Source organism: Rhodobacter sp. CZR27 (genome assembly GCF_002407205.1).
GTDB lineage: Bacteria > Pseudomonadota > Alphaproteobacteria > Rhodobacterales > Rhodobacteraceae > Cereibacter_A.
Genome location: NZ_CP023548.1, coordinates 1,352,131 through 1,369,821, shown reverse-complemented (window position 1 = coordinate 1,369,821; position 17,691 = coordinate 1,352,131). Strand labels below are relative to the sequence as shown.

The window sequence follows — 17,691 nt, the reverse complement described above, 5'->3', positions numbered from 1 at the left end:
CCAATGTGTGACCCATGACCCCCGCCGTCGAGTTCCTGAATGTCCAGCGCCACTACGGCGCCGGAGCCTATGCCGTGAAGGCGGTCGACGGGGTGGATCTCGCCATTCCCGAAGGCGAGTTCTTCGCCATGCTGGGGCCGTCGGGCTCGGGCAAGACCACCTGCCTGCGGCTGATCTCGGGTTTCGAGACGCCCACGGCCGGGGCGATCCGCATCTTCGGCGAGGATGTGGGAGGCGTGCCGCCCAACCTGCGCAACGTGAACACGGTGTTCCAGGACTATGCGCTGTTCCCGCACATGAGCGTGCGGGACAATGTGGCCTACGGGCTGATGGTGAAGGGCGTGAACCGCCGCACCCGCCACGCGAAGGCCGAGGAGATGCTGGCCCTCGTCCACCTGCCCGACTACGGCAGCCGCAAGCCCGGGCAACTGTCCGGCGGCCAGCGTCAGCGCGTGGCGCTGGCCCGCGCGCTGATCAACGAGCCGCGGGTGCTGCTCCTCGACGAGCCGCTGGGCGCGCTCGACCTGAAGCTGCGCGAGGCGATGCAGGACGAGTTGAAGAACCTCCAGCGTCGCCTCGGCATCACCTTCGTCTTCGTCACCCACGATCAGGGCGAGGCGCTGAGCATGGCCGACCGCGTCGCCGTCTTCTCGCACGGGCGCATCGTGCAGGTCGGCACGCCGGCCGAGATCTACGACCGCCCGGCCACCCGCTTCGTCGCGGATTTCGTGGGGTCGTCGAACGTGCTGCCCCCTGCCCTCGCCGCCCGCCTCGGCGGCCCGGCGGCCTGGACCAGCCTGCGCCCCGAGGCGGTCCGACTGACCGCCACCGCGCCCCGCGCCCGGGGCCGCGTCACCGGGCTGCGCTATCTCGGCCTCGGCACCCGCGTCTCGGTCGAGGTCGAGGGCGTCGAACTCGTGGCGCTGCTGCCCGCAGGCCAGCCGGTTCCCGCCACCGGGGCCGAGGTGGGCCTGACATGGTCCGAGGATGCCGCCCATGTCATGGCGGGCGAGCAGCCGGCGGAACCCGCGCGCAAGCCGCGGATGACCAGCGCATGAGCGAGGCCTTCCACCCGAGCCGCGGCCTCGGCGACCGGCTGACCGGCCTCTTCTGGCGCCGCCCCGCGATCCTGCTTGCGCTGCTGATCGCCCCGCCGCTGGTCTGGCTGGGCGTGGTCTACCTCGGCTCGCTCGCGGCCCTTCTGTGGCAGAGCTTCTATTCGATCGACGAATTCTCCGGAATGGTCGTGCCGGAGTTGACGCTGAAGACCTATGCCGAGCTGCTGCGCCCGGCGAACGCCGACGTGATCCTCCGGACGCTGGCAATGGCCTCGGCTGTCACCGCGGCCTCGGTGGTCCTCGCCTTCCCGATCGCCTATTACGCCGCGCGCTACGCCCGCGGCCGGATGAAGGCGGCCTTCTACCTCGGCGTCATGCTGCCGCTCTGGTCGTCCTATCTCGTCAAGGTCTATGCGTGGAAGCTGATCCTGGCGCGCGAGGGGATCGTGACCTGGGCCGCGGAGGGCATCGGCGCGGGCAACCTGCTGAACGCGGTGCTGGCGCTGCCGGTGATCGGGGGCACCTCGCTTTCCACCAGTTACATCGGCACCTTCGTGGTCTTCGTCTATGTCTGGCTGCCGTTCATGATCCTGCCGATGCAGGCCTCGCTGGAGCGGGTGCCAGAGGCTACGCTGGAAGCCTCGGCCGACCTCGGCGCCACGTCGTTCCAGACCTTCCGCCACGTGATCCTGCCGCTCGCCCTGCCCGGGGTGATCGCGGGCACGATCTTCACCTTCTCGCTGACGCTCGGCGACTACATCATTCCCCAGATCATCGGCAGTTCGCGCCTCTTCATCGGGCAGGCGGTCTACATGCTGCAGGGCACCGCCGGAAACCTGCCGCTCGCCGCGGCCTTCGCGGTGATGCCCATCGCGATCATGCTGGTCTACCTCGCCTTCGCCCGCCGGATCGGAGCCTTCGATGCCCTCTGACCGCCGCGCACCCCTTGCCCTGAAACTCGCAGCGCTCGGCGGACTGCTGTTCCTGCACGTGCCGATCCTGCTGATCTTCCTCTACGCCTTCACCACCGAAGAGCGCAGCTACCAGTTCCCGCCGCCCGGCCTGACGCTGAAATGGTTCGCCATGGCCTGGAACCGGCCGGACATCTGGGGGCCGCTCTGGCTCTCGCTGAAGGTCGCGGCGATCTCGACGGCGCTGGCGCTGGTGCTGGGAACGCTCTGTGCCGCGGCGATGGCGCGGGCGCGATTCTTCGGCCGCGACGCGATCTCGCTGCTGGTGATCCTGCCCATCGCGCTGCCGGGCATCATCACGGGCATGTCGCTCCGCTCGGCCTTCTCGATCATGGACATCCCGTTCTCGACGCTGACCATCGTGCTGGGCCACGCCACCTTCTGCGTCGTCATCGTCTACAACAACGCCGTGGCGCGGTTCCGAAGGCTCTCGGGCTCGATCCTCGAAGCCTCGGCCGATCTTGGCGCCAATTCGTTCCAGACCTTCCGGCACGTGATCCTGCCGAACCTCGGCTCGGCGCTGCTCGCGGGCGGGATGCTCGCCTTCGCGCTCAGCTTCGACGAGGTGATCGTGACGACCTTCACCGCCGGACAGCAGGCCACGCTGCCGATCTGGATGCTGAACGAACTGGTCCGCCCGCGCCAGCGCCCGGTGACGAACGTCGTCGCCATGATCGTCTTCGCGGCCACCTTCGTGCCGATCCTGATCGCCTATTACCTGACCCGCGGCGGTTCCGAGACCGCCGGCGGGGGAAAATGATCCCGGGGAGAGAGACATGACCCAGACCTTCGACACCGACCTGCTGATCGACGGCCGCTTCGAAGCCGGCGCGGAGCCGGGAGAGCCGGTGCTGAATCCCCGCACGGGCGCGCTGATCCTCGAGCTGGCCGAGGCGTCCTCGGATCAGGTGGCGCGCGCCGTGGCGGCCGCCCGCCGCGCCTTCGACGGCTGGTCGCGGACCACGCCCGCCGAACGCTCGGCCGCGCTGCACCGGATCGCGAACCGGATCGAGACCGAGGCCGAGGGCTTTGCCGCGCTCGAGGCGTTGAACTGCGGCAAGCCGATCAACGCGGCCACGAACGACGAGATGCCGGCCATCGTCGACTGCTTCCGCTTCTTCGCGGGGGCCGTGCGCTGCCAGCAGGGGACGGTCGCCGGCGAATATCTGGCCGGCCATACCAGCATGATCCGGCGCGACCCGATCGGCGTCGTGGCCTCGATCGCGCCCTGGAACTATCCGCTGATGATGATGGCCTGGAAGCTCGCGCCCGCCATCGGCGGCGGCAACACGGTGGTGTTCAAGCCGTCCGAGCAGACGCCGCTGACCGCGTTGAAACTGGCCCGGATCCTCGCCGAGGAGCTGCCGCCGGGCGTCGTCAACGTGCTGCCCGGGCGCGGGCAGACCGTGGGCAACGAACTCATCCATCACCCCGGCGTCGACATGATCAGCCTGACCGGCGATGTCGCCACGGGGCGCAAGATGCTCGATGCCGCCGCGAAGACGGTGAAGCGCACGCATCTGGAACTGGGCGGCAAGGCGCCGGTGGTGGTCTTCGACGATGCCGATGTCGCCGAGGTCGTCGAGGGGCTGCGCGCCTTCGGCTATTACAACGCGGGCCAGGACTGCACCGCCGCCTGCCGGGTCTATGCCGGGCGGAAGGTCTATGACACCCTTGTTGCGGAGTTGAGCGCCGCGGCCTCGTCCATCGTGCTGGGCGCCGAAGACGACACCACGAACGAGATCGGCCCGCTGATCTCGCTGCGCCAGCGCGACCGCGTGGCCTCCTTCGTCGAGCGTGCGCGCGAGCAGCCGCATGTCGAGATCACCGCGGGCGGCGAGGCGATGGGATCGGGGGGCTTCTTCTACCGCCCCACCGTCGTCGCCGGTGCGCGCCAGACCGACGAGATCGTCCGGCGCGAGGTGTTCGGGCCCGTCGTCTCGGTCACGCCCTTCTCGGATGTCGAGGAGGCGCTGACATGGGCCAACGACAGCGACTATGGCCTTGCCTCGTCGGTCTGGACGAAGGACGTCGGGCGCGGCATGGCGGCCGCGGCGCGGCTGCGCTACGGCTGCACCTGGGTCAACACGCATTTCATGCTGGTTTCCGAGATGCCGCACGGCGGGCTGAAGCAGTCGGGCTACGGCAAGGATCTGTCCGCCTATGCGCTGGAGGATTACACCGTCGTCCGCCATGTCATGGTGAAGCACGGATAAGGAAGAACCGCGGCCCCGCGACGCCGGGAAGGCGGCCGGACCGGCAGCCTTCCCGGGCGGTGCGCCCGGTCGTGGCGTGATCGCCCCCCCGCACCGTTTCGCGCGGGGGCCGCCTCATCCGTTCCGCACGGCCGCCCCGTCCCGATGGTCGTCCGCCGCGACCCTTCGGCGGAGCGGCCCATGATCGCGGCCGGAGCGCGCCGTTACAGATCCGGCGAGACCTTCCAGTCGCGCAGCTTGTAGACCGTGCCGGGCCGCGGACGCGGCTTGTCCTCGCTCTCGCGCATGCGTCGCTTGAACGAGTGGATCGGCGTCGCGCGGTCGTCGATGCGAACTTCGACCACCGAGGGTCCGTCATGGGCGAAGGCTTCGTCCAGCGCGGCGCCGATATCGGCGGGATTTGAAACGTAGATCCCCTTCAGCCCCAGCCCGCTGGCGGCGGCGGCATAGCCGGGCACCACGCTCTGGGTTTCCAGCTCTGCCGACTGGACGTTCTTGAAAAAGATTTCCTGCCAAAGCTGGATCCACCCCAGCTTGCCGTTGTTGATCACGATGTTGACGATCTTCTGCCCATACTGCGCCTGCGTGGCGAGTTCGCCGATGGTGTAGGAAAAGGCGCCGTCGCCCGCCAGCGTCACCACCCGCGCACCTTTCGGCGCCACGGCGGCGGCCCCGATGGCGCCCGGCACCGAATAGCCCAGCCCCCCCTGCCCGCGCGCGAACAGGAACTGGCGCCCCGGCCGCTTCGCCGGCAGGTAGCCCGCGATCCAGCCCGCCGCGAACGAGGCATCGGACACGACGATGTCATCCTCGCCCAGCCGCCGGCCCAGCTCGGCCATGACGCGCGGCGGGATGACCGGGATCTGGTCCGAGGCCATCTCCTCGGCCTTCACCGCATCACAGCGCGCCTTCACCTCGGCGATACGCGTCATCCAGTCGGGGTTGTGGCCGTTCCTTTCGCCCAGCACCGCATCGAGCGCCGCGACCGTCTCGCGCACGTCGCCCAGCAGCGCCACGGTGGGGCGGAAGGTGCGGCCATGCTCCAGCGGGTCGAAGTCGATGGTGATGGTGGATTGCTCGGGCGTGGGCAGCGTCCAGTTCATGCCGGTGTTCTGGCTGACCTTCGAGCCGCACCAGATGATCAGGTCGGCCTCCTGGATCAGCTCGATCGCCGCGGCCGAGCCGAGCGGATTGAGCACGCCCGCCGCATAGGCGCGCGTCTCGGGCACCGCGCCCTTGCCGGAAAGGCTGGTGCAGACGAGGCCGCCCAGCCGGTCCGCGAAGGCGGTCACGATATCGGCCGCATCGGAGCCGTGGACGCCGCCGCCGCAGACCAGCGCCGGGCGCCTCGCCTTGCGGATCAGGTCGGCGGCGGCCGCGATCTCGGCGGCCGGCGCCACGCTGCGCAGGTAGGGGATGCGGCGGCTCCGGTCATCGACCTTCACGGGAAGGATCTTCGGGTCCCAGTCCGCGTCGAAGATGTCGTGCGGGATGATGAGCGCCACGGGACCGGGGCGCGGGGCGGTGGCGATGCGGAAGGCGGTGCGGATCAGCTCGGGCAGCGCCCAGATCGAGGGCACCAGGAACGCCTCCTTCGAGCAGGTCTTGAAGAAGGAAAGCTGGTCGAAGCCCTGGCTCGCGATGCCCTTCTCCTTCAGCGGCAGCCAGTCGAGCGGCAGTTCCCCGATGATGCCCACCATCGGGATCGAGGCGTTCAACGCCTCGAGAAAGCCCGCCGGCAGCAGGTTCGCGCCAGGCCCCACCGTCACGTCGCAGACGCCGGGCTTGCCGGTCAGCCGGGCATAAGCGTCGGCGGCATAGGCTGCGTTCCTTTCGTCGCGCATCAGGATGTGACGGATGCGGTCCGTGCGGCGCGAGATCCCGTCATGCAGCGCCGTGGTCTGCCCGCCCGGCATCCCGAAAACATATTCCACACCCGACTGGGCGAGCATCTCTGCCACGAGATCCCCGACATGGGGCTTCGCGTCCATCATCTGTCTACTCCTGAGGCAATCGGCGGGCGGGCGCGCCCGCGAGGGAATGCCGGGGGCGGTCGCCCGCCCCCGATCGGTCAGCCCTGTTGCCAGGACTTGATGAGTTCGTCGTAGGAGATGGTCTCACCTGCGGGCTTCTCGTTCTCGAGCTTGCCCACCGGCGCGCCGGGGGCATCGAGCCATTCCTGCGGGTCCTTCTCCTCGTTCAGCTTCGGACCGAGGTCGCCCTGAACGCCCGCGCGTTCCAGCCGGGCCAGCACCTTCTCCTGCTCGGCGCAAAGCGCATCCAGCGCCTCCTGCGGGGTCTTGGAGCCGGACATGGCATCGCCGACGTTCTGCCACCAGAGCTGCGCGAGCTTCGGATAGTCTGGCACGTTGGTCCCGGTGGGCGACCACTGCACGCGGGCGGGCGAGCGGTAGAACTCGACGAGGCCGCCGAGCTTTGGCGCGCGGTCGGTGAAGCTCTGGTGCTGGATGGTCGATTCGCGCACGAAGGTCAGGCCGGTGTGGCTTTTCTTCACGTCCACGGTCTTCGACGAGACGAACTGGGCGTAAAGCCACGCCGCCTTCGCCCGATCGTCCGGGGTGGACTTGAGCAGCGTCCAGGACCCCACGTCCTGATAGCCGACCTTGGTGCCCTCCGACCAGTAGGCGCCGTGCGGCGAGGGCGCCATGCGCCACTTGGGCGTGCCGTCCTCGTTCATCACCGGCAGGCCTTCCTTGACCATGTCGGCGGTGAAGGCGGTGTACCAGAACATCTGCTGCGCGACGTCCCCCTGCGCGGGCACCGGGCCGGATTCCGAGAAGGTCATGCCGGCAGCCTGCGGAGGCGCGTATTTCTGCAGCCACTCGATCGACTTGGTGATCGCATAGACCGCCGCCGCATCGTTGGTCGCCCCCCCGCGCGCCACGCAGGAGCCGACGGGACGCGAATTCTCGTCCACCCGGATGCCCCATTCGTCCACGGGAAGCCCGTTCGGGTCGCCCTTGTCGCCCATCCCCGCCATCGACATCCAGGCGTCGGTATAGCGCCAGCCGAGGCTCGGATCCTTCTTGCCGTAGTCCATGCTGCCATAGGCGCTTTTCGGGCCGCCCATGTAGCTCATGTCGCGGCCGGTGAAGAATTCGGCAATGTCCTCATAGGCCGACCAGTTCAGCGGAACGCCGAGGTCGTAGCCGTACTTCGCCTTGAAGTCCTCCCGGGTCCGCGCATCCTCGAACCAGTCGGCGCGGAACCAGTAGAGGTTGGCGAACTGCTGGTCGGGCAGCTGGTAAAGCTCGCCATCCGGCGCGGTGGTGAACTTCAGCCCGATGTAGTCGTCCAGGTCAAGGTTCGGGTTCGTGACGTCCTTGCCCTCGTTCGCCATCCAGTCGGTCAGGCTGCGGGCCTGCTGATAGCGCCAGTGCGTGCCGATCAGGTCGCTGTCGTTGATGTAGGCGTCATAGATGTTCTCGCCCGACTGCATCTGCGTCTGAAGCTTTTCCACCACGTCGCCTTCGCCGATCAGGTCGTGGCTGATCCTGATGCCGGTGATCGCGGTGAAGGCCGGGGCGAGCACCTTCGATTCGTATTCGTGGGTGGTGATCGTCTCGGACACCACCTTGACTTCCATCCCCGCGAAGGGCTTGGCGGCGTCGATGAACCACTGCATCTCGGCCTCCTGCTCGGCGCGCGAGAGCGACGACAGGTCGCCGATCTCGGCATCGAGGAACTGCTTGGCCGCCTCGATGTCGGCAAAGGCCGGGGCGCCCAGCGCCATCAGCGCAAGCGCCATCGCGGTTCCCGTCGTTCCGTATCTCATTCCGTCTCCTCCCAGAGTTGGATGGTTGGCCGGGACGTCCCCCCGGCGTGGGGTCACACCCAGCGGAAGACCGCCGCAGCGTAGATCAGGCAAAGCGCCAGCGCGCCCCAGAGCGGCGTGCCCATCAGGCCGAGCCAGATCAGCGCGATGAAGGCCGAGCCCAGCAGCGAGATGAACAGCCGGTCGCCACGGGTCGTCTCGATCCGCAACACGCCGACGCGCGGCGTCTCGGGGTATTTCACGGCAAGCACCGTCATCAGGATCAGCAGGCTTCCGATCAACCAGAAGAAGAAGGCGACGGGGAAGCTCCAGGCCATCCAGCCGCCCTCGACCATCTGGCCGAACCAGTCGAACCCGTCCCCCGTCCGCGGCACGGCGGCGACAAGGGCCGCCAGCGATCCGCCCATGAGGGCCAGAAGGCCAAGGGGAACCAGCGCGCGCATCACACCCTCCCCAGGGCGAAGCCCTTCGCGATGTAGTTGCGGACGAACCAGATCACGAGCGCGCCGGGGATGATGGTCAGCACGCCCGCCGCCGCCAGCGTCCCGTAATCGAGCCCGGTGGCCGAGGAGGTTCGCGTCATCGCCACCCCGATGGTCTTGACGTTGACCGAGGTCAGCGTGCGGCTGATCAGCAGGTCCACCCAGCTGAACATGAAACAGAAGAAGGCCGCCACCCCCACGCCCGAGCCGATCAGCGGCAGGAAGATGGTCAGGAAGAAGCGCGGGAAGGAATAGCCGTCGATATAGGCGGTCTCGTCGATCTCCTTCGGGACGCCACGCATGAAGCCCTCGAGGATCCAGACCGCCAAAGGCACGTTGAACAGGCAATGCGCCAGCGCCACCGCGATATGGGTGTCGAAGAGGCCAACCGAGGAATAGAGCTGGAAGAAGGGCAGCGCGAAGACGGCGGGGGGCGCCATGCGGTTGGTCAAGAGCCAGAAGAACAGGTGCTTGTCGCCGGTGAAGCTGTAGCGGCTGAAGGCATAGGCCGCCGGCAGCGCCACGGTGATCGAGATGGCCGTGTTCATCACCACGTAGATCAGGCTGTGGACATAGCCCATGTACCAGGTCGAGTCGCCGAAGATGCGGGCATAGTTCGCCAGCGTCGGCGTCTCGGGGATCAGGTTCACGCTGCTCATGATCTCGGAATTCGGCTTCAGGCTCATGTTCACGAGCCAGTAGATCGGGATCAGCAGGAACAGCAGGTAGGCGATCAGGAAGGCGCCGGCGATCAGGCTCCGGGTGCGGGCGGCATCGCGGGGCCGGGCGCGGGTGCCGGAGGCGGCGAGGGGCATGGAGACGGCGGTCATTCGCGGGGCTCCCGGGGTTCCTTGTCGAGGGTGGTCATCACCGTGTAGAAGACCCAGCTCACCAGCAGGATCACGAGGAAATACATCAGCGAGAAGGCTGCGGCCGGGCCGAGGTCGAACTGGCCGATCGCCATCTTCACGAGGTCGATCGACAGGAAGCTGGTCGCCGATCCCGGACCGCCGCCGGTCACCACGAAGGGCTCGGTGTAGATCATGAAGCTGTCCATGAAGCGCAGCAGGACGGCGATCAGCAGCACGCCCTTCATCTTCGGCAGCTCGATGTAGCGGAACACGGCCCAGCGGCTCGCCTGATCGATGCGGCCGGCCTGGTAATAGGCCTCGGGGATGGATTGCAGCCCGGCATAGGCCAGCAGCGTCACCAGCGAGGTCCAGTGCCAGACGTCCATCACGATCAGCACCGCCCAGGCGTCCAGCGCGTTCTGGCCGATGTTGAAATCGATCCCCATCCCGTGCAGCGTCGAGCCGAGCAGGCCGATGTCGATGCGCGCGAAGACCTGCCAGATCGTGCCCACGACGTTCCACGGGATCAGCAGCGGCAGCGCGAGCAGCACGAGGCAGAGGCTGGCGCGCAGCCCGCGCTTCGGCAGCGTCAGCGCCACGGCGATCCCCAGCGGGATCTCGATGGCAAGGATCAGCGCCGAGAACAGCAACTGCCGCCACAGCGCCTCGTGCATCCGGTCCGAGGTCAGCACCTCCTCGAACCACTCGAAGCCGACCCAGAAGAACTCGTTGCTCCCGAAGGTGTCGTTGAAGGCGTAGTTGACCACCGTCATCAGCGGCAGGATGGCCGAGAAGGCCACGAGCGCGAGGACGGGCAGCACGAGGAACCACGCGCGGTTGTCCTGGGTCTTTTCCATCAGGCAATCCTTTGCAGGGCGCGGGGGGCAAGCCGCCAGTCGTCGGCAAAGACCCCGATGCGGTCGGGCAGGAAGGTGACGCGCGCGTCGCCGGCCGGCAGCGGCACCCCCTCGGGCAGGACGGCGGACAGTTCGGTCGCGCCCAGCCGGGCGCGGACGATGCGGTGCCGGCCCACGTCCTCGATGCGCGTGACGGTGACGGGAAGGCCCGGGCCGTCGATGAACTGCACGAATTCGGGGCGGATGCCGATCTGGATGCGCCCCTCGGGTCGGCCGTAGTCCGCGCCAAGGGGAATGACGTGGGCGCCGATCCGGGCGAGCGGCCCCGAAACCTCGGCGTCGAACAGGTTCATTCCGGGCGAGCCGATGAAATAGCCGACGAAGGTGTGGGCCGGGCGCTCGAACAGTTCCTCGGGCGTGCCCATCTGCACCACGCGGCCGTCATACATGACCACGACCTTGTCGGCGAAGGTCAGCGCCTCGGTCTGGTCGTGGGTGACGTAGATCATCGTATGGCCGAATTCGCGGTGCAGCTGCTTCAGCTGGGTCCGCAGCTCCCATTTCATGTGCGGGTCGATGACGGTCAGCGGCTCGTCGAACAGGATCGCATTCACGTCCTCGCGGACCATGCCGCGGCCGAGGCTGATCTTCTGCTTGGCGTCGGCGGTCAGGCCCCGGGCCTTGCGGTCGAGCATCGCCTCCATGCCGGTCATGGCGGCGATCTGGTTCACGCGGGCCTTGATGTAGGCCGCGGACATGCCGCGGTTCCGCAGCGGGAAGGCGAGGTTCTCGCGCACCGTCATCGTGTCGTAGACCACCGGGAACTGGAACACCTGCGCGATGTTGCGCTGGGCCGTGGGGGCGTCGGTCACGTCCGTTTCGCCGAACAGCACCCTGCCCTGCGACGGCCGCCGCAGCCCCGAGATGATGTTCAGAAGCGTTGTCTTGCCGCAGCCCGACGAGCCCAGCAGCGCATAGGCGCCGCCGTCCTCCCAGACATGGTCCATGGTCTTGAGTGCGAAGTCCTGCTCGCCCCGCGGATGGGGAAAGTAGCTGTGGGCGAGGTTGGAAAGCGTGATGCGGGCCATCGGTGCTCCTCAGGCGGCAAGCGCATAGGCGGCGGGGGCGACAAGATCGCCACTCGCGCCGAACAGGTAGACATGGGCGCAATCGAGCCACAGGCTCACCTCGCCGCCCGGTGGCAGGTCGTGGACTCCGTGCACCAGCGCCACCCAGCGGTCGGGGCCGTGGGTCAGGTGCAGGAACGTCTCCGACCCGGTGATCTCGGACACGCCGAGCGTGCAGCGGAATTCCAGCGCCGCGCCGGAATGGACGTTCATGTGCAGGTGGTTGGCGCGGAACCCCGCCAAATAGTCGCCGTCGGGGAGGCGGGCGAAGGGGCCGTCCGCCGGGGCCTGCACGCCGTGGCCGAAGCGCAGGCGGGGACCCTCCTTCCGGCAGGGGGTGAAGTTCATCGGCGGATCGCTGAAGACGCGCGCCGTCACCGCATCCGCGGGCTGGCGATAGACGCGGGTGGAGGGGCCGAACTGCGTCACCCGCCCCTGCCAGAGCGTCGCGGTGTTGCCGCCCAGCAGCAGCGCCTCCTCGGGCTCGGTCGTGGCATAGACGAAGATCGCGCCCGAAGCCTCGAAGATCCGGGGGATTTCCAGCCGCAACTCCTCGCGCAGCTTGTAGTCGAGGTTGGCCAGCGGCTCGTCCAGAAGCACCAGCCCGGCGCCCTTGACCAGCGCGCGGGCCAGCGCGCAGCGCTGCTGCTGGCCACCCGACAGCTCCAGCGGCTTGCGGCCGAGAAGCGGGGTCAGCTTCAGCATGCCGGCGGTCTCGTTCACCGCCCGGTCGATCTCGGACCGGGACCGGCCCATCAGCCGCAAGGGCGAGGCGATGTTGTCGAAGACGCTCATCGATGGGTAGTTGATGAACTGCTGGTAGACCATCGCCACGCGGCGGTCCTGCACCCGGACGCCGGTCACGTCCTGCCCGTCCCAGAACACCCGCCCCGCCGACGGCGCATCGAGCCCCGCCATCAGCCGCATCAGCGAGGTCTTGCCCGCCAGCGTCGGCCCCAGCAGGACGTTCATCGTGCCCTTCCGCAGCACGAGATCGGTGGGGTGGATGTGGGTCTGCCCGCCCGAGACGCGGCTCACGCCCTTCAGCTCAAGCATGGCAGGTCTCCGACATCCGCGAGGGGCTGCGCCAGGCCTGCGCCATCGCCTCGGTCATGGCGCGGTAGCGGGGATACTTGGCGCGATGGGCGGCGCCGCGGTGGCGCTCCACCTCGTGCCGGCGCGAGGTGCGGGCCATCGCGGAGACAGCCTCGTTCAGAGAGCCATGCGCGCCGACCGCGGCGGCGGCACAGATCGCCACGCCGAGCGCGCCGAGTTCCGATCCCTCCGGCACCTCGACCGGCAGGTCGAGGATGTCGGCGAACATCTCGGACCAGATCGCGCTGCGCGAGGCGCCGCCGGCAAGGCGGATCACCGCGGGGCGGGCGGCGTCATTGCCCGACAGCAGCCGGTCGATATCGACCTTGTGGGCGAAGACGATCCCCTCGAACACCGCCAGCATGATGTCGTCGAAGCTGTAGTCGGCAGTCATCCCGAGCAGCCCCGCCGGCGCGCCGTCCGGCCCGCCGAACAGGAACGGGAAGAACAGCGCGTCCCGCGGCTGCCCCCGCCGGCGAAGGACCGCATCGTTGACCACGTCGTAAAGGCCGCCCGCCAGATCCCCCGGCAGCGCGCCGCCATGGCCAAGCATGGTCTTGACCAGCCATTCGAGGTTCGAGGCCGAGGTGGCGGCGCCTTCGGTCGCGAGATACCCGCCCAGCGGGTAGGCGCTCTGCAGGAAGGGCGAGATGCTCTGCCGCGGGCTGGCGCGCAGGGTGGAGTTGATGCTGAAGGTTCCCGCCACCACGCTCATCTGGTCCTCGCGCATCACGCCCGAGGCCATGGCGGCGGCCGTCACGTCCACCGCGCCCCGCACCACCGGCGTGCCCGCCAGCAGGCCGGTCAGCGCCGCGGCCTCGTCGGAGACATGGCCCACCACCTCGTCCGGGGGGCCGATCTCGGGCAGCTTCTCCAGCCAGCCCTCGAGGCCGAGCAGCCGGAAGGCATCCCGCGCATAGCGCCCCGTGGTCACGTCGATCAGCCCCGCGATCCCGGCATCGGTCGGATCGGTGGACATGTCGCCGCAAAGCCGGGTGCGCAGGAAATCCTTGCAGAACGAGATCCGGTGCGTCCGCGCCATCGACTGCGGCTCGTGCCGCTGCAGCCAGGCCAGCAGGACGAGGCTCTGGCCGGGCCAGAGGCGCTGCTGGATCAGCGGCTCGACCAGCTGGCCGAGGCCCGAGGCCGTCCATTCGGCCACGATGCCCGCCGCGCGGCTGTCGGTCGAGACGATGCCGGGGCGCACCACCTGCCCCTCCCCGCCCAGCAGATAGAGTCCGCTGCCATAGCCCGCCACGCTGACGGCGGCGATCCGGCCCGGCCCGGTGCCGGAGATCTCCAGCACCTCGCGCACCGCGCCCGCAGCGGCCGCCCACATGGCGTCCGCATCGCGCTCGGTCCAGCCGGGCATGGGAAAGGCCATGACGTTCTTGCGCCGCGCGCAGGCCAGTTCGCGGCCCGAAAGATCGAACAGCGCGGCCTTCGTCATGGTGCCACCGGCATCGATGCCGATCACACGGTCCTGCATGAGTCACCTCCCTGCTGCTGGCGCGGGCCTCCCATCCCGTGGCTCGCCAACTTGTAGTGATGAGTTGAGGCTACACGCGTTCCGGAGCCTGTCAAGAAAGATGAGTTCAATGTCTCCGGTTTGGTAAACCCCTGCCCTGCAATCGTTTAGTGATCCAGACCGCCATAATCCCGCGCGGGACTCCGACGAAAGTATCATGACTTGTCATTACCAGTTGCGACCGCCGCACCGCTGCGCCAGTGTGATCCGCGGCCACCGTGGGAGGACGCCCGATGCGCATGCGCGACGAGATGCTGGCCCGGCTGCGCGCCGGGGACGTGCCCGACATCCTGATCGTCGGAGGGGGGATCAACGGCGTCGGCGTCTTCCGCGATCTTGCGGCGCAGGGCGTGCCCGCGCTGCTGGTCGAGGCGGGCGATTTCTCCTCGGGCACGAGCGCCGCGCCCTCGCGGCTGATCCACGGCGGGCTGCGCTATCTGGAAACCGGCGAGGCCGCGCTGGTGCGGGAGTCGCTGACCGAGCGCAACCTGCTGCTCAGGAACGCCTGCCATGTCGTGCATCCGCTGGCCTGCTGGGTGCCGCTGCGCAGCTGGCTTGCGGGAACGCTCGGTGCGGGGGCGCGGCTTCTTCGGCTGACCCGCACGCCCGGGCGCAAGGGTGCGGTGGCGGTGAAGCTGGGGCTGATGCTCTACGATGCCTTCGGCCGGACGCATCAGACGATGCCGGATCACCGGCTGCTGACGGCCGGACAGGCCCGGCGCGAACTGGGCGGGCTGGCCCCCGACATCCGGGCGGTCGCGGAATACTACGACGCGCGCATCTCGCATCCCGAGCGGCTGGTGATGGAACTGGTGGCCGATGCCGAGGAGGACTGCGAACCGGCCCTCGCGCTCAACCACGTCAGTGCGGGGCGGCAGACGCAGGGCCGGGTAACCCTGACCGACCAGCTGACCGGCGAGACCTTCACGGTCACGCCGAAGATCCTGATCAACGCGGCGGGCGCATGGGTGGACGAGGTGCAGGCCGGCCTCGGCTTCAACGAGCGGCTGATCGGCGGGACGCGCGGCTCGCATCTCGTGCTGCGCCACGCGCAACTGGCCGAGGATCTGGGCAACCGGATGCTCTATTTCGAGACCGACGATCACCGCGCCTGCCTGATCTATCGCCTGTCCGGCGACCGGGTGCTGCTCGGCACCACCGACATCCGCAGCGACGATCCCGGCGACAAGCTCTGCACCGAGGCCGAGATCGACTATCTCTTCGCGGTGCTCCGCCCGATCCTGCCCGGCGTCCGCCTCTCGCGATCGGACATCGTCTTCGCCTTTGCCGGCGTCCGCCCCCTGCCCCGCATGAAGGCCGGCGCGACCGGCGCGATCAGCCGCGACCACCGCATCGACGAATTCGCGCCCACCGCCGACCGGCCCTTCGTGACGCTGGCCCTTGTCGGGGGCAAGTGGACCACCTATCGCGCCTTTGCCGAAAAGGTCAGCGGGCGCGTGCTGGCACGGCTCGGACTCGGCCGGCGGCAGAGCACGGCCGGCATCGCCATCGGCGGCGCCCGCGGCCTGCCCTTCGATGCAGCCGGGCGCGCGGCCTGGGCGCGCAATCTGGCGCAGGAGACGGGCCTTCAGCCCGCCCGCTGCGCCACGCTCGTGGACCGCTACGGAAGCCGCGCCCGCGCCGTGGCCGAAGCCGAGGCGGCCGACCCTGCGCGATTCGACGCGCTGCCGGACTACAGCCCGGCCGAGATCGGCCTGATCTGCGCGACCGAACGGGTGGCGCGGCTGGATGACATCCTCCTGCGCCGGACCCTGATGGGGTTCGAGGGCCATGCAAGCCGCGCGATCCTTCGCGAGGTGGGCACGGTCGCCGCCCGCAGCCTCGGCTGGGACGCGGCACGGCTTGCCGCGGAGATCGAGCGCACCGCGACGCTGTTGCGCGAACGCCACCGCATGAGTATCGCCTGAAGCATGTCGATGTTCCGCGCACGGGGAGAGGACAGCTTGCCGGTCGGCTCGAGCCGCAGCTTCGGGAAACGCCTTCGCCCCACCAACCGCGAGGCGGATGCGCCGCTGTGGGCGCAGGTCAAGGCCTCGCTCACCGCGCTCATCCTCGAGGACGGGCTGCAGGAACATGCCCGCCTGCCCTCGGAGGCGGAACTCTGCGCCCGCTTCGGCGTGTCGCGCACCGTCGTGCGCGAGGCAATGTCGCAAATGGTGAACGAGGGGCTGATCTACCGCCTGCAGGGCAAGGGGGCCTTCGTGGCCGGGCGGCGGGACGAGCAGGACTTCGTCGGCACCACCGTGGGCTTCTCGGGCGAGCTGGCCGACAAGCGCAAGCAGGTCACCCGGCGCATCCTGCGGCAAGAGACCGGCCTTCCGCCGCCGCGCATCCGCAAGCTTCTGCGGATCGAGGAGACCACGCGGCTGGTCTTCGTCGATCGCGCCATGGCGGTCGAGGGCAGCCCGCGGATGATCGTGCGCTGGGCGATGCTGGAAAGCGTGGTGCCGGGCCTTGACGCGATGCCGCTGGAGAACCGGTCGCTCTACGACACCATCGGCCGGCAGTATGGCGTGCGTCTCGCGCGGGCCGAGCGCTGGATCGAGGCCGTCCCGGCGCTGGGCGAGGATGCCGCCCTGCTCGGCGTGGCCGAAGGCACGCCCGTCCTCGGCATCGAATCGGTGGCCTTCAACCCGGCGGCACAGGCGATCGAGTATTACACCGCCCTCTATCTCACCGACCGGTCGCGGCTGCACTTCACGGTCTCCTCGCCGAATTTCTAGCCCGGGGCGGCTGTCGGCCGGACCTGCAGTAGGCCAGTTCTCGCCCCCGCGGAGGCATGCATCCCATGGCGGCGCCGGGCGGAGCCCGACCGGCCATCGGCTGCCTGTCGCGCGGCCGGCCCGATCGGCACCCTGTCACGGAAAGCGCCGGGCTGGCATGATGGTGCCCCGTGAGCTAAAGGCTCAAGGCACTTCCACATTATTGCCCGGGAGGCGGCACATGAGCAGCGACGTCCATATCCTGAACGCCTTCGACCGTGACCTCGACGCGATCCGGGCCATGATTTTGCAGATGGGAAAGCTGGTGCTGGCCGGCCTGCGCGATGCGACGCTCGCGCTCGAGGCGCGGGACGAGGCCATGGCGGCCGGCGTGGTCAAGGCCGACGCCGCCATCGACGCGATCGAGCTTCAGGTGCAGGAGGCCGCCGCACGCCTGATCGCGCTGCGCGCGCCCACGGCGGGGGATCTGCGCACCGTGCTTGCCGTGATGAAGATAGCCTCGTCGCTGGAGCGTTGCGGCGACTATGTGAAGAACCTCGGCAAACGGTCGGGCGCCCTCGCCCACCTGTCGCCGGTGGAAGGCTCGACCGGCTCGATCCTGCGCATGGCGAAGCTCGTCGGCGACCTGCTGACCGATGTTCTGGCAGCCTGCGAACGGCGCGATGCCGAGCTTGCGGAAAGCGTGCGCCAGCGCGACCGCGAGGTGGACCAGATGTACAATTCGATGTTCCGCGAGTTCCTCTCGCACATGATCGAGGATCCGGGCAGCATCAACGCCTTCATGCACCTGCATTTCATCGCCAAGAACATCGAGCGGATGGGCGATCATGCGACCGGCATGGCCGAGCAGGTGATCTATCTCGTCACCGGCAGCCTGCCCGAGGATCCGCGACCGAAGGACGACGTCACCGCCTCGGCGATGGACAGCGGCTCCGGCCACTGACCCGGCGCCGGTCGCCGCGCGGG

15 protein-coding genes are annotated in these 17,691 nt (G+C 68.7%); 7 read left to right on the top strand and 8 right to left on the bottom strand.

Annotation, left to right across the window (positions count from 1 at the left end):
• Positions 1-14: 14 nt before the first annotated feature.
• From CK951_RS06725 to CK951_RS06710, 4 genes are read left to right on the top strand one after another with little or no spacing between them, the layout of a single operon-like run.
• Positions 15-1,058 carry an ABC transporter ATP-binding protein gene (locus CK951_RS06725; RefSeq protein ID WP_096785413.1) on the top strand — a complete coding sequence of 348 codons (1,044 nt, stop codon included), beginning with the start codon at positions 15-17 and terminating at the stop codon, positions 1,056-1,058.
• Complete coding sequence (locus CK951_RS06720) at positions 1,055-1,990, top strand: ABC transporter permease (RefSeq protein WP_096785412.1); 936 nt, start codon at positions 1,055-1,057, stop codon at positions 1,988-1,990. The genes CK951_RS06725 and CK951_RS06720 overlap by 4 nt, the downstream gene beginning before the upstream one ends.
• Positions 1,980-2,789: an ABC transporter permease gene (locus tag CK951_RS06715; RefSeq protein ID WP_096785411.1), complete on the top strand. Its 810-nt coding sequence runs from the start codon at positions 1,980-1,982 to the stop codon at positions 2,787-2,789. The genes CK951_RS06720 and CK951_RS06715 overlap by 11 nt, the downstream gene beginning before the upstream one ends.
• Positions 2,790-2,805: 16 nt before the next feature.
• On the top strand, positions 2,806-4,245 hold the full coding sequence (locus CK951_RS06710; protein WP_096785410.1) for a gamma-aminobutyraldehyde dehydrogenase: 1,440 nt from the start codon (positions 2,806-2,808) through the stop codon (positions 4,243-4,245).
• Positions 4,246-4,448: 203 nt separating this feature from the next.
• On the opposite strand, the gene CK951_RS06705 is transcribed toward CK951_RS06710, so the two are convergent.
• From CK951_RS06705 to CK951_RS06670, 8 genes are all read right to left on the bottom strand, one after another.
• On the bottom strand, positions 4,449-6,239 hold the full coding sequence (locus CK951_RS06705; RefSeq protein ID WP_096785409.1) for a thiamine pyrophosphate-binding protein: 1,791 nt from the start codon (positions 6,237-6,239) through the stop codon (positions 4,449-4,451).
• Positions 6,240-6,316: 77 nt separating this feature from the next.
• The gene (locus tag CK951_RS06700; RefSeq protein WP_096785408.1) at positions 6,317-8,041 is read right to left on the bottom strand and encodes an ABC transporter substrate-binding protein; all 1,725 of its coding nucleotides are present in this window, start codon (positions 8,039-8,041) and stop codon (positions 6,317-6,319) included.
• 53 nt (positions 8,042-8,094) lie between these two features.
• Positions 8,095-8,484, bottom strand: coding sequence for a DUF2160 domain-containing protein (locus CK951_RS06695; protein ID WP_232520706.1), 390 nt, complete (start codon positions 8,482-8,484; stop codon positions 8,095-8,097).
• The gene (locus tag CK951_RS06690; RefSeq protein WP_232520723.1) at positions 8,484-9,209 is read right to left on the bottom strand and encodes a carbohydrate ABC transporter permease; all 726 of its coding nucleotides are present in this window, start codon (positions 9,207-9,209) and stop codon (positions 8,484-8,486) included. Before CK951_RS06690 ends, CK951_RS06695 begins: the two co-directional genes overlap by 1 nt.
• A 140-nt stretch (positions 9,210-9,349) precedes the next feature.
• The gene (locus tag CK951_RS06685) at positions 9,350-10,231 is read right to left on the bottom strand and encodes a carbohydrate ABC transporter permease (RefSeq protein WP_096785407.1); all 882 of its coding nucleotides are present in this window, start codon (positions 10,229-10,231) and stop codon (positions 9,350-9,352) included.
• Entirely contained in the window at positions 10,231-11,319 is a 1,089-nt protein-coding gene (locus tag CK951_RS06680) for an ABC transporter ATP-binding protein (protein ID WP_096785406.1), read from the bottom strand. The genes CK951_RS06685 and CK951_RS06680 overlap by 1 nt, the downstream gene beginning before the upstream one ends.
• A 9-nt stretch (positions 11,320-11,328) precedes the next feature.
• A complete protein-coding gene (locus tag CK951_RS06675) occupies positions 11,329-12,414 on the bottom strand; it encodes an ABC transporter ATP-binding protein (protein ID WP_096785405.1) in 1,086 nt (361 codons plus the stop codon).
• Complete coding sequence (locus CK951_RS06670) at positions 12,407-13,942, bottom strand: FGGY-family carbohydrate kinase (RefSeq protein WP_096785404.1); 1,536 nt, start codon at positions 13,940-13,942, stop codon at positions 12,407-12,409. The genes CK951_RS06675 and CK951_RS06670 overlap by 8 nt, the downstream gene beginning before the upstream one ends.
• A gap of 272 nt (positions 13,943-14,214) precedes the next feature.
• Here CK951_RS06670 and CK951_RS06665 point away from each other — a divergent pair, with 272 nt between their 5' ends.
• The 3 genes from CK951_RS06665 (at position 14,215) to phoU (ending at position 17,668) form a co-directional block, all read left to right on the top strand.
• Positions 14,215-15,909 carry a glycerol-3-phosphate dehydrogenase/oxidase gene (locus tag CK951_RS06665; RefSeq protein ID WP_096785403.1) on the top strand — a complete coding sequence of 565 codons (1,695 nt, stop codon included), beginning with the start codon at positions 14,215-14,217 and terminating at the stop codon, positions 15,907-15,909.
• 9 nt (positions 15,910-15,918) lie between these two features.
• Positions 15,919-16,725, top strand: coding sequence for a GntR family transcriptional regulator (locus CK951_RS06660; protein ID WP_096787184.1), 807 nt, complete (start codon positions 15,919-15,921; stop codon positions 16,723-16,725).
• A gap of 220 nt (positions 16,726-16,945) precedes the next feature.
• Positions 16,946-17,668, top strand: coding sequence for a phosphate signaling complex protein PhoU (gene phoU, locus CK951_RS06655; RefSeq protein ID WP_096785402.1), 723 nt, complete (start codon positions 16,946-16,948; stop codon positions 17,666-17,668).
• Positions 17,669-17,691 lie beyond the last annotated feature (23 nt).

What these genes read in the sequence shown, in the direction of transcription:
- CK951_RS06705 (WP_096785409.1), bottom strand. Translation starts at nt 6,239, where the DNA reads ATGATGGACGCGAAGCCCCATGTCGGGGATCTCGTGGCAGAGATGCTC.
- CK951_RS06665 (WP_096785403.1), top strand. Translation starts at nt 14,215, where the DNA reads ATGCGCATGCGCGACGAGATGCTGGCCCGGCTGCGCGCCGGGGACGTG.
- CK951_RS06700 (WP_096785408.1), bottom strand. Translation starts at nt 8,041, where the DNA reads ATGAGATACGGAACGACGGGAACCGCGATGGCGCTTGCGCTGATGGCG.
- CK951_RS06675 (WP_096785405.1), bottom strand. Translation starts at nt 12,414, where the DNA reads ATGCTTGAGCTGAAGGGCGTGAGCCGCGTCTCGGGCGGGCAGACCCAC.
- CK951_RS06685 (WP_096785407.1), bottom strand. Translation starts at nt 10,231, where the DNA reads ATGGAAAAGACCCAGGACAACCGCGCGTGGTTCCTCGTGCTGCCCGTC.
- CK951_RS06660 (WP_096787184.1), top strand. Translation starts at nt 15,919, where the DNA reads ATGTTCCGCGCACGGGGAGAGGACAGCTTGCCGGTCGGCTCGAGCCGC.
- CK951_RS06695 (WP_232520706.1), bottom strand. Translation starts at nt 8,484, where the DNA reads ATGCGCGCGCTGGTTCCCCTTGGCCTTCTGGCCCTCATGGGCGGATCG.
- CK951_RS06690 (WP_232520723.1), bottom strand. Translation starts at nt 9,209, where the DNA reads ATGAGCCTGAAGCCGAATTCCGAGATCATGAGCAGCGTGAACCTGATC.
- CK951_RS06715 (WP_096785411.1), top strand. Translation starts at nt 1,980, where the DNA reads ATGCCCTCTGACCGCCGCGCACCCCTTGCCCTGAAACTCGCAGCGCTC.
- CK951_RS06670 (WP_096785404.1), bottom strand. Translation starts at nt 13,942, where the DNA reads ATGCAGGACCGTGTGATCGGCATCGATGCCGGTGGCACCATGACGAAG.
- phoU (WP_096785402.1), top strand. Translation starts at nt 16,946, where the DNA reads ATGAGCAGCGACGTCCATATCCTGAACGCCTTCGACCGTGACCTCGAC.
- CK951_RS06720 (WP_096785412.1), top strand. Translation starts at nt 1,055, where the DNA reads ATGAGCGAGGCCTTCCACCCGAGCCGCGGCCTCGGCGACCGGCTGACC.
- CK951_RS06710 (WP_096785410.1), top strand. Translation starts at nt 2,806, where the DNA reads ATGACCCAGACCTTCGACACCGACCTGCTGATCGACGGCCGCTTCGAA.
- CK951_RS06680 (WP_096785406.1), bottom strand. Translation starts at nt 11,319, where the DNA reads ATGGCCCGCATCACGCTTTCCAACCTCGCCCACAGCTACTTTCCCCAT.
- CK951_RS06725 (WP_096785413.1), top strand. Translation starts at nt 15, where the DNA reads ATGACCCCCGCCGTCGAGTTCCTGAATGTCCAGCGCCACTACGGCGCC.